General features: G+C 74.9%; 11 protein-coding genes. 10 read left to right on the plus strand and 1 reads right to left on the minus strand.

Features of this window, described 5'->3' with window-relative positions; all coding sequences use genetic code 11:
* The 6 genes from IDM29_RS11485 to proB form a co-directional block, all read left to right on the plus strand.
* A partial coding sequence (locus tag IDM29_RS11485) for an Rne/Rng family ribonuclease (RefSeq protein ID WP_188037551.1) occupies positions 1-2,564 on the plus strand: 2,564 nt, incomplete at its 5' end.
* A gap of 87 nt (positions 2,565-2,651) precedes the next feature.
* Positions 2,652-3,413, plus strand: coding sequence for a metallophosphoesterase (locus IDM29_RS11490; protein WP_182111530.1), 762 nt, complete (start codon positions 2,652-2,654; stop codon positions 3,411-3,413).
* 158 nt (positions 3,414-3,571) lie between these two features.
* Positions 3,572-3,880 carry a 50S ribosomal protein L21 gene (rplU, locus tag IDM29_RS11495; protein WP_182114209.1) on the plus strand — a complete coding sequence of 103 codons (309 nt, stop codon included), beginning with the start codon at positions 3,572-3,574 and terminating at the stop codon, positions 3,878-3,880.
* Positions 3,881-3,959: 79 nt separating this feature from the next.
* On the plus strand, positions 3,960-4,217 hold the full coding sequence (rpmA, locus tag IDM29_RS11500) for a 50S ribosomal protein L27 (protein ID WP_182111529.1): 258 nt from the start codon (positions 3,960-3,962) through the stop codon (positions 4,215-4,217).
* Between the two features lie 128 nt (positions 4,218-4,345).
* Entirely contained in the window at positions 4,346-5,869 is a 1,524-nt protein-coding gene (obgE, locus tag IDM29_RS11505; protein WP_182111528.1) for a GTPase ObgE, read from the plus strand.
* 4 nt (positions 5,870-5,873) lie between these two features.
* Positions 5,874-7,064 carry a glutamate 5-kinase gene (gene proB / locus IDM29_RS11510; protein WP_182111527.1) on the plus strand — a complete coding sequence of 397 codons (1,191 nt, stop codon included), beginning with the start codon at positions 5,874-5,876 and terminating at the stop codon, positions 7,062-7,064.
* 63 nt (positions 7,065-7,127) lie between these two features.
* Here the strand turns inward: proB and IDM29_RS11515 are convergent, their stop codons facing one another.
* Positions 7,128-7,340, minus strand: a complete 213-nt coding sequence (locus tag IDM29_RS11515) for a hypothetical protein (protein ID WP_182111526.1) — start codon at positions 7,338-7,340, stop codon at positions 7,128-7,130.
* Between IDM29_RS11515 and IDM29_RS11520 the strand changes: the two genes are divergently transcribed.
* From IDM29_RS11520 to nadD, 4 genes are all read left to right on the plus strand, one after another.
* Positions 7,339-8,085, plus strand: coding sequence for a hypothetical protein (locus IDM29_RS11520; RefSeq protein ID WP_182111525.1), 747 nt, complete (start codon positions 7,339-7,341; stop codon positions 8,083-8,085). The genes IDM29_RS11515 and IDM29_RS11520 overlap by 2 nt on opposite strands.
* Before the next feature lie 21 nt (positions 8,086-8,106).
* Positions 8,107-9,408 (plus strand): glutamate-5-semialdehyde dehydrogenase, encoded by a 1,302-nt coding sequence (locus IDM29_RS11525; RefSeq protein ID WP_182111524.1) that lies wholly within the window; start codon positions 8,107-8,109, stop codon positions 9,406-9,408.
* Positions 9,409-9,551: 143 nt separating this feature from the next.
* Positions 9,552-9,701 carry a hypothetical protein gene (locus IDM29_RS11530; protein ID WP_182111523.1) on the plus strand — a complete coding sequence of 50 codons (150 nt, stop codon included), beginning with the start codon at positions 9,552-9,554 and terminating at the stop codon, positions 9,699-9,701.
* Between the two features lie 66 nt (positions 9,702-9,767).
* The gene (gene nadD, locus IDM29_RS11535) at positions 9,768-10,370 is read left to right on the plus strand and encodes a nicotinate-nucleotide adenylyltransferase (protein WP_182111522.1); all 603 of its coding nucleotides are present in this window, start codon (positions 9,768-9,770) and stop codon (positions 10,368-10,370) included.
* Positions 10,371-10,485 lie beyond the last annotated feature (115 nt).

The following is a 10,485-nucleotide window of genomic DNA, read 5'->3' on the forward strand; positions in this document are numbered from 1 at the left end:
CGAGCGCGCCGGCCCAGACGGGTGACGCGGCCGCGTCCGGGCGTGGCTCCGGTGCCGGTGCGCCGCGACGCGAGTCGCCGCGACTGGCCACGACCGCCCTGCTGTTCCAGGCGCCCGAGCCGACCTCCCGCCCGCGGCGCCGGCGTGTCGAGTCGCCGGCGGGACCGCCGCGGCTCGAGGACCTGGTGCTGCCGGGTGACGAGGCCCCCGAGGAGGACGCCGAGGAGCTGGCCGTCGAGGCCGGGCTGGTCACGCCCGAGGTGGCCCCCGCCGAGGAGGCCGCCACCGAGGAGGCCGCCGGCGCCGACCAGGATGGCGCGGACGAGGACGGCACGGACGACGACGGCCCCGAGGCCGACGACGAGTCGGGCGCACCGCGCCGCCGCCGCCGGCGCGGTGGCCGTGGCCGCCGCAGCCGTTCCGGTGCGGAGCGTGACGGGGATGACGCCGACGAGGCCGCCACCGCGGACGAGAGCGGCGAGGACGACGCCGAGACGGCCGGGTCCGAGCCCGAGGGCGAGGACGAGCCGCGCGAGGGCGGGCGCCGCCGGCGGCGCTCGGGTCGCGGTCGCGGCCAGGCGGAGCCCGGCACGGGCGACGACGCGGCCGACGAGTCGTCCGAGGACGACGAGAACGGCGAGAACGGCGACGAGGGCCAGGACGAGGGCGACGAGCAGGGCGGGGCGTCGAGTCGTCGCCGTCGGCGTCGCCGTCGGGCCCGCGGCGAGGGCGACGACGTCGCCGCGCCGGCCCGGACCCGCACGCGGGCCGCGCGGACGCCGTCCGACGAGGTCACCGCGCTCAAGGGCTCGACCCGCCTGGAGGCCAAGCGTCAGCGCCGGCGCGAGGGCCGGGACGCCGGTCGCCGCCGCACGATCGTCACGGAGTCGGAGTTCCTCGCCCGGCGCGAGGCCGTCGACCGCGCCATGATCGTCCGCGAGTCGGACGGGCGCGTGCAGATCGCCGTCCTGGAGGACGGGGTGCTCGTCGAGCACTTCGTCTCGCGCACCGGTGGGCAGGGCGCCGGCTCGATGGCGGGCAACGTCTACCTGGGTCGCGTGCAGAACGTGCTGCCCAGCATGGAGGCGGCGTTCGTCGACGTCGGCAAGGGCCGCAACGCCGTGCTCTACGCGGGCGAGGTCAACTGGGACGCCGCGGGCCTGGAGGGCCAGCCGCGCCGCATCGAGCAGGCGCTGAAGTCGGGCGACTCGGTGCTCGTCCAGGTCACCAAGGACCCGATCGGCCACAAGGGCGCGCGCCTGACGTCGCAGATCACGCTCGCCGGTCGCTACCTCGTCTACGTCCCGGCCGGCGGCATGACGGGCATCTCCCGCAAGCTCCCCGAGAACGAGCGTGCCCGCCTCAAGAAGCTGCTCAAGGAGATCGTGCCGGACGCCGCGGGCGTCATCGTGCGCACGGCGGCCGAGGGCGCCTCGGAGGAGGAGCTGCGCGCCGACGTGCAGCGTCTGCAGGACCAGTGGGCGGCGATCGAGAAGAAGGCCAAGTCCGCGTCGGCGCCGGCGCTCCTGCACGGCGAGCCCGACCTGGCGATCCGCGTCGTCCGGGACATCTTCAACGACGACTTCTCCTCGCTCGTCGTCCAGGGCGACGGCGTGTGGTCGATGATCTCGGAGTACGTGGGGGCCATGGCACCGGATCTGGTCGAGAAGGTCTCGCGCTGGTCGGGCCAGGGCGACGTCTTCGGCGCGCACCGGATCGACGAGCAGCTCGCCAAGGGCATGGACCGCAAGGTCTACCTGCCCTCCGGCGGCTCCCTGGTCATCGACCGCACCGAGGCCATGACCGTGGTCGACGTCAACACGGGGAAGTTCACGGGCTCGGGCGGCACGCTCGAGGAGACGGTCACGCGCAACAACCTCGAGGCCGCCGAGGAGATCGTCCGCCAGCTCCGGCTGCGGGACATCGGCGGCATCATCGTCATCGACTTCATCGACATGGTGCTCGAGTCGAACCGTGACCTCGTCCTGCGCCGCCTCGTCGAGTGCCTGGGGCGCGACCGCACCAAGCACCAGGTCGCTGAGGTCACGTCGCTCGGCCTGGTCCAGATGACCCGCAAGCGCGTGGGGCAGGGCCTGGTCGAGGCGTTCAGCGAGACGTGCCAGCACTGCAACGGCCGCGGCTTCATCGTGCACAGCGAGCCCGTCGAGGTCCGTGCGGCGCAGGACGAGGGCCGGCCCGCGGAGCCCACGGAGTCCAAGCGCTCGCGTCGCAAGAAGGCGGCGCCCGCTGCCGCGCCCGTCGCGGTGCCGGTCCTGCCGCAGGCGCGCGAGGCCGTCAAGGCGACGCTCGCGACGATCGCGGCGGCCGCCGCGCACGCGCACGACCACGACCAGGACCAGGCCGAGCTGGACCTCACGGGCACCGACGACGCACCGCAGGACCGCGCGTCGGACGGTGCGGCGCCCGAGACGGCGCCCGAGGCTGCGGCCGAGGCGGCGACCCAGGACGCGCCCGCGGCGGACGACCTCGGCGACGCCCTGGCGAGCATCGAGGCCGTGGAGGCGCCCGTCGCCCCCGTGACGGACGACGCCCGGGAGGGCTGAGACCGCACGCCGGCGTCTCGCCGCCCGGGGCCCGTGCCCCGGGCGGCGACGCTTCCCCGGGCCGTCGGGCTGCCCTACGGTGGCCGCGTGGCCCCCCTCGAGCGCATCGCCGTGCTCTCCGACGTCCACGGCAACATGACCGCCTACGACGCCGTGCTCGCCGACATCGCCGCGCGGGGCATCACGACGGTGCTCAACCTGGGTGACGTCGCCGGCAAGGGGCCCCGCGGCTCGGCGGCGGTCGCGCGCACGCGCGAGGTCTGCGCGGTCACGGTCCGCGGCAACTGGGACGACTTCCTCCCGCGGCCGGACCCGGACAAGAACCCGGCGTCGGTCTGGTGGTACGAGGAGCTCACGCCCGACGACCGGGCGTGGCTGCTCGCGCTGCCCCTGGTGCACGACATGGTCCTGAGCGGGCGCCGCGTGCGCTTCGTGCACGCCTCCGCGCTGAGCGTCTACACGCGCGTGCGCCGCGTCCACACCGACGAGGAGTTCGAGGCGATGTTCGCCGCGACCGACCTCACCGGACCGGGTCCGGCGCCGTCGGTCGTCGTCTACGGCGACATCCACGACGCGTACCTCAAGACGGTCGACGGCCGGACGCTGCTCAACGTCGGCAGCGCGGGCAACCCGCTCGACGAGCCCGTGCCGTCGTACGTCGTCCTGGAGGGCGTCGTCGGCGGCACGGCGCAGGACCCGTTCGCCGTGCAGGTGGTGCGCGTGCCGTACGACATCGAGGCCGAGATCGCGGTGGCGCGCGCGGCCGGGATGCCGGAGCTCGAGGCCTACGCGATCGAGCTCCGCACCGGGGTGTTCCGGGCGCACCACGCGGAGCGCGGGCTGGTTTGACCCTGCCGTGAGCGTTCCGTACTGTTGGGCGTCGGCGCGTCTTGGATGCGCCGGGTGGTGCGTGCCCCCAGACCCTTGTGGCTGCGCGCGGCGCCTCACCCCAAGGAACGTGCACGACGACGTCGTGCTTACGCGAACGAGTAGAGATGAGCGGCAACGTGGTGTACGCGATCGTCAAGGCTGGTGGCCGCCAGGAGAAGGTTGCGGTCGGGGACGTCGTCGTCGTCGACCGTCTGAAGGGTGACGCCGGCTCGACCGTGCAGCTGCCCGCGCTGCTCCTCGTGGACGGGGAGAAGGTGACCTCGGACGCCGCGTCGCTGGCGGACGTGACGGTCACCGCGGAGATCGTGCGGGACGAGAAGGGCCCGAAGATCGACATCCTCAAGTACAAGAACAAGACGGGCTACCGCAAGCGCCAGGGCCACCGCCAGCGGCTGACGCGCCTGAAGGTCACCGGCATCAAGTGAGTCCGGGCGGCCGCCGCGCCCAGCGCAGCGACCGCTCACCCCGTCCTCCCGTCACGCTCAGCACGAAAGCAGGTCAGTCATGGCACACAAGAAGGGCGCCAGCTCCTCGCGGAACGGCCGCGACTCGAACGCGCAGCGCCTCGGCGTCAAGCGCTTCGGTGGTCAGGTCGTCAACGCGGGCGAGATCATCGTGCGCCAGCGCGGCACGCACTTCCACCCCGGCATCAACGTGGGCCGTGGCGGCGACGACACGCTCTTCGCCCTCGCCCCGGGTGCCGTCCAGTTCGGTGTCCGCCGTGGCCGCAAGGTCATCGACATCGTCACGGCCGACGCCTGACCTGAGCTCCACACGGAAGGGGCGCACCGGTGACCGGTGCGCCCCTTCCGTCGTCCGGCCCCTGACCGACCCCCCGCACCACCCCCGCGCGCCGAGCGCCGCGGGCACCACCCCGAGAGGAGAGCGCCGTGGCCTCGTTCGTCGACCGCGTCGTCCTGCACGCGACGGGAGGTGACGGCGGCAACGGGTGCGCCTCGATCCGCCGCGAGAAGTTCAAGCCCCTGGCCGGCCCCGACGGCGGCAACGGCGGCGACGGCGGCGACGTCGTCCTCGAGGTCGACCGGCAGGTGACGACCCTGCTCGACTTCCACCACTCGCCGCACCGTCACGCACCCTCCGGGACGCAGGGGATGGGCGACGACCGCCAGGGCGCGACCGGTCAGGACCTCGTGCTGACGGTTCCCGACGGCACGGTCGTCAAGAGCACGGACGGCGAGGTGCTCGCGGACCTCGTCGGCCAGGGCGCGCGCTTCGTCGTGGCCGCCGGCGGCCGTGGCGGCCTGGGCAACGCCGCCCTGTCCTCGCCGCGCCGCAAGGCGCCGGGGTTCGCGCTGCTGGGTGAGCCCGGCGAGAGGCGGGACGTCGTGCTCGAGCTCAAGACCATCGCCGACGTCGCCCTGGTGGGCTACCCGAGCGCCGGCAAGTCGAGCCTCGTCGCGGCGATCTCGGCCGCGCGACCCAAGATCGCGGACTACCCGTTCACCACGCTGGTGCCCAACCTCGGCGTCGTGCAGGCCGGCTCGGCGCGCTACACCGTGGCGGACGTGCCCGGGCTCATCCCCGGCGCGAGCCAGGGCAAGGGCCTCGGCCTGGAGTTCCTGCGGCACATCGAGCGGTGCGCGGTCCTCGTGCACGTGCTGGACTGCGCGACGCTCGAGCCGGACCGCGACCCGATCAGCGACCTCGACGTCATCGAGGCGGAGCTCGCCGCGTACGCGGGTGACCTCGAGATCCGCGGTGGCGAGGTGCCCCTGACGGAGCGCCCGCGCGTCGTCGTCCTCAACAAGATCGACGTCCCCGAGGCGCGCGAGCTCGCCGAGATGGTGCGCCCCGAGCTCGAGGCGCGCGGCCTGCGCGTGCTCGAGATCTCGACGGCGAGCCACGAGGGCCTGCGCCCGCTGACGTTCGCCCTGGCCGAGCTCGTGGCCACGGCGCGGCGCGAGGCGGAGCAGGTCGAGGTCCCGCGCATCGTGCTGCGGCCCAAGGCGGTGGACGACGCCGGCTTCACCGTCACCCGCAAGGAGAGCGGCGGGCGCACGTGGTTCCAGGTGCTGGGCTCCAAGCCCGAGCGCTGGGTGCGCCAGACGGACTTCACCAACGACGAGGCGGTGGGCTACCTCGCCGACCGGCTCGCACGGCTCGGCGTCGAGGAGCGGCTGTTCGCCGAGGGCGCCACGCCGGGCGCCGAGGTCGTCATCGGCCCCTCGCAGGACGCGGTGGTCTTCGACTGGGAGCCCACGCTGCTCACGGGCTCCGAGCTGCTCGGCGGCCCGCGCGGCACGGACCTGCGGCTCGAGGACCAGTCCCGGCCCACCCGCTCCGCGAAGCGCCAGGGCTACAAGGAGCGCATGGACGCCAAGTCCGAGGCGCGGTCGGAGCTGTGGACCGAGCGCGAGGCCGGCCACTGGGCCGACCCCAGCAAGGACGAGTGACGCGATGGCGGGCACCACGGGGGAGCGGGCGCACGACGTCGCGGACCGGTCGCAGGTGGCGTCCGCCGCGCGCGTCGTCGTCAAGGTCGGCTCCTCGTCGCTGACCGGCGCGGACGGGCGTCTGGACACCGGTGCGCTGGCCCGGCTCGTCGACGTCCTGGCCGCGCGCCGCGCCGCCGGCGGCCAGGTGGTGCTCGTGACGTCCGGTGCGATCGCGGCGGGCCTGGCGCCCCTCGGGCTGCCGACGCGCCCGCGCGACCTCGCGACGGCGCAGGCGACCGCCTCGGTCGGCCAGGGGCTCCTCGTGGCCCGCTACACCCAGGCGTTCGCCGCCCACGGGCTCACCGTCGGGCAGGTGCTGCTCACCGCGGAGGACACGGTCCGCCGGGGCCACTACCGCAACGCGCAGCGCGCGCTCGAGCGCCTGCTGGGGCTCGGCGTCGTGCCGATCGTCAACGAGAACGACGCGGTCGCCACGGACGAGATCCGCTTCGGGGACAACGACCGGCTCGCCGCGCTCGTGTCCCACCTCGTCCACGCGGACGCGATGGTGCTCCTCACCGACGTCGACGGGCTCTACGACGGCCCGCCGTCCCGCCCGGGTGCGCGGCGGATCAGCGAGGTGCGCAGCGAGGCCGACCTCGAGGGCGTGGACGTCAGCGTCCGGGGCAGCGCGGTCGGCACGGGCGGCATGGTCACCAAGCTGGCCTCCGTGCGGATCGCGACGGGTTCGGGCGTGCCGGTCGTGCTCACGTCCGCGGCGCAGGCGGCCGACGCGCTCGCGGGCGAGGCCGTGGGCACGTACTTCGCCGCGACCGGCCGACGCCGGTCGACGCGCATGCTGTGGCTCGAGCACGCCGCCACGACCCTGGGCCGGCTGGTCCTGGACGAGGGCGCCGTGCGGGCCGTCGTCGAGCGCCGGACGTCGTTGCTGCCCGCGGGCATCACGGGCGTGGAGGGCGAGTTCGACGCGGGCGACCCGGTCGAGCTCGTCGGGCCCGACGGCGTCGTCGTGGCGCGCGGCCTGGTGGCGTTCGCCGCGGGCGACGTGCCCGAGCTGCTCGGCCGCTCCACGCACGAGCTGCGGGAGCGCCTGGGCGCGGGATACGACCGCGAGGTGGTGCACCGCGACGACATCGTCCTCGTGCGCGCCGGCCAGCCGCGGTCCGCGAAGCGGCCCCGGGCCCGGGGCTAGCCCCCTCGAGCGGCCGGTCGCGGTCCTGCGCCGGCGGCTGGGCCGTCCGGGCGACCGGCCTCGTCACCGGGCTCGCGGGGGCGGCAGGATCGGCCGACGGCCGCCGGCCGCGCGAAGGAGGCGGTCGTGGCGCAGCTCCCGCCCGAGGCCGCCCTGGAGGACGAGCCGGTCGAGGCCGCCGTCCTGGGAGGCGTCGCGGTCCAGGACCCAGCGGTGGGGGACGAGGTCGTCGTCGCCGCTCCGTGCCGGTGTGGAGGGCGTCGTCCAGCAGTGCATGGGTGTCGAGCTGAGCTGGTCCACGGCGGTCGTCCGGGCCGGCCAGGACCCCTCGGGCCCGGCCGCGCTGGCGCGGGACGGCCTGGACTGGGACCGCCTCGCACCGGGTGAGCCCCTGACCACGGTGCGGCTGCTCGGTGTCGCGACCGCCCTGCTCGACCACCCCGGCCACCCCAAGCACCTGGTCGCCGAGGTCGTCGCGTCGTGGCCCACCACGCCGCCCGGTCACGCGCCGCTGCGTGACGGGCTGACGGTCGCGCTGCACATGCACCGGTGGGCGATGTACGGCGGGGGCGAGGACCTCGTGCGCGTCGCCGGGTTCCTCACCCCGTGGCTGCTCGGCGCCGTCGACGCCCTGCGGGCGGACACGGCCTACGCCACCCTCGACCGCGTCCAGGCGGAGGACGGGTGGAGCCCGTGGGAGTGGGTGGTCGCCGCGCCGACGGAGCGCGACCTCCGCTCGCGGCTGTGGGGCCACGGCTGGGGCACGCTCCTGGGCCCCGCGCACCTCGAGGCGGTCGGCGGCGCGGCCGCGCTCGCGGGCGTCCCCGGCGCGCAGGTCGTGCCGAGGCCGGGAGGCTTCGTCTGGGTCACGCTGGGCGACGACCCGGGCGCCGCCGGGCGGGCCGACGTCGCGGCGCTGCGCGAGGTCCTCCTGCCCGCGCTCGCGACGGGGGAGCGGACGCACGAGGAGTTCGTGCGCGAGGCCCTCGCCGACGGGTTCACGGAGCACCCGGTCGTCTGACGGGACGCCTATCCTGCGGGCATGACCCTCGCACCGCCCGACCCCGCCCAGGACACGGCCGCCGTCGAGGAGGCCGTGCGCGACGTGGCGCGTCGCGCACGCGTGGCCGCCCGGTCCCTCGCCACCACCACGCGGGCCACCAAGGACGCGGCGCTGCGGGCGATGGCCGACGCACTGGTCGCCGCGGACGCGCAGATCGTCAGCGCCAACGCCGTCGACCTCGAACGGGGTCGGGCGCACGGGCTCTCCGCGGGGCTGCTCGACCGCCTCGCGCTGACGCCCGAGCGCATCGCCGGCATCGCGGACGCGCTGCGCGAGCTGGCGGCGCTGCCCGACCCGGTGGGTGAGGTGGTGCGGGGCTCGACGCTGCCGAACGGGCTACGGCTGCGGCAGGTCCGGGTACCGATGGGCGTCGTCGGCATGATCTACGAGGCGCGGCCCAACGTGACGGTCGACGCCGCCGGGCTCGCCCTCAAGAGCGGCAACGCGGCGATCCTGCGCGGCGGGTCAGCGGCGTCGAGCTCCAACACGGTGATCGTCGAGGTGCTCGGCCGGGCGCTCGCGTCGGTCGGCCTCCCGGCGGACGCGGTCCAGTCGATCGACCAGTACGGCCGGCCCGGCGCCGTGGCCCTCATGCACGCCCGCGGGCTGGTCGACCTGCTGGTGCCGCGCGGCGGCGCCGACCTCATCCAGACGGTCGTGCGCGAGGCCACGGTGCCGGTCGTCGAGACGGGCGTCGGCAACTGCCACGTGTACGTCGACGCGGCCGCTGACCCGGCGATGGCGCTGCCGATCCTCATGAACTCCAAGACGCAGCGGGTCGGCGTGTGCAACGCCGCCGAGACCCTCCTGGTCCACGCCGACGCCGCGCCCGGCTTCCTGCCCGACGCCCTCGCGGCCCTCGCGGGTGCGGGCGTGACGGTGCACGGCGACGACCGCACGGCCGCGCTGGCGCCGGACGGGGTCGACGTCGTGCCGGCGACCGACGACGACTGGGCGACCGAGTACCTCTCGCTCGACCTGGCGGTCCGCGTCGTCGACTCGATCGACGACGCGCTCGAGCACATCCGCACCTGGTCGTCCGGGCACACCGAGGCGATCGTCACCGGTGACCTGGCGGCCTCGCAGCGCTTCGTCTCCGAGGTGGACTCGGCGGCCGTCATGGTCAACGCGTCGACCCGGTTCACCGACGGGGGACAGCTCGGACTCGGTGCGGAGATCGGCATCTCGACGCAGAAGATGCACGCGCGCGGTCCGATGGGGCTCGCCGAGCTCACGACGACGCGCTGGGTGGTCGAGGGCCAGGGCCACGTCCGCGCCTGACGTCACCCGTCCGCGGCGAGCCGACGGCTCGTGCGCCGGGCGGGACGTGCGACACTGGTGAACCCGTCGCCTCGCACCGCCCTGGGTTCCCGGACCGGTGCGTGTCGCGACAGAACGACGAGTCGAGACCCCAGGAGGTCGACGTGCACGCTGCCCTGCTCGCCGCCGAGGAGCACGCCACCGAGGCCGCCCAGGGACTGCCGCCGGTGGGTTACGGGCTCGCCGCCTTCGGCGCCCTCATGGTGCTCCTCGCCGTCACCTACGCCTTCCGTAGCGTGGGCACGCGCCACTGACCTCGCGCGCCGCCAGGCACCCGCAGGCCACGCAGACGCAGACGAGCTCGGAGGACTCCCAACCCGATGACTGACCAACGGCCCAGGATCGGCGTGATGGGCGGGACGTTCGATCCCATCCACCATGGTCACCTGGTCGCCGCGAGCGAGGCCGCAGCCGATCTGCACCTCGACGAGGTCGTCTTCGTCCCCACGGGTCGCCCGAGTCTCAAGCAGGACCGTCCCGTGACGGCCGCCGAGCACCGGTACCTCATGACCGTCGTCGCGACGGCGTCCAACCCCCGCTTCACGGTGAGCCGGGTCGACGTCGACCGGCCTGGGCTGACCTACACGGTCGACACCCTGCGCGACCTGCGGGCGCAGCGGCCCGACGCGGACCTGTTCTTCATCACGGGCGCCGACGCGATCGAGCAGATCTTCACCTGGAAGGACGTCGACGAGCTCTGGTCGATGGCGCACTTCGTCGCCGTCACGCGACCGGGGCACACGCTGTCGACCGACCAGATCCCGCAGGGCGCCGTCACGCAGCTCGAGGTCCCCGCGCTCGCCATCTCGTCGACGGACTGCCGCGCGCGGGCCCGGGCCGGTGAGCCGGTCTGGTACCTCGTGCCCGACGGCGTCGTGCAGTACATCGCCAAGCACCGTCTGTATCGAGGTCAGGATGACTGAGCAGAGCCCCGCGGAGTGGGGCGAGCGGCGGCGACGCCGCGAGGAGGAACGGCTGCGCGCCCTGGCGGCGCAGCAGGCCGCGCAGGCGGGCACGGGCGGCCCCTCGGCCGCGCCG

This window comes from Actinotalea sp. JY-7885 (assembly GCF_014525465.1).
In the GTDB taxonomy this organism is placed as follows: Bacteria; Actinomycetota; Actinomycetes; order Actinomycetales; family Cellulomonadaceae; genus Actinotalea.

Coding starts and splice junctions, on each gene's coding strand:
- rpmA (WP_182111529.1), top strand. CDS start 3,960: ATGGCACACAAGAAGGGCGCCAGCTCCTCGCGGAACGGCCGCGACTCG.
- proB (WP_182111527.1), top strand. CDS start 5,874: ATGGCGGGCACCACGGGGGAGCGGGCGCACGACGTCGCGGACCGGTCG.
- IDM29_RS11520 (WP_182111525.1), top strand. CDS start 7,339: ATGGGTGTCGAGCTGAGCTGGTCCACGGCGGTCGTCCGGGCCGGCCAG.
- IDM29_RS11515 (WP_182111526.1), bottom strand. CDS start 7,340: ATGCACTGCTGGACGACGCCCTCCACACCGGCACGGAGCGGCGACGAC.
- IDM29_RS11525 (WP_182111524.1), top strand. CDS start 8,107: ATGACCCTCGCACCGCCCGACCCCGCCCAGGACACGGCCGCCGTCGAG.
- nadD (WP_182111522.1), top strand. CDS start 9,768: ATGACTGACCAACGGCCCAGGATCGGCGTGATGGGCGGGACGTTCGAT.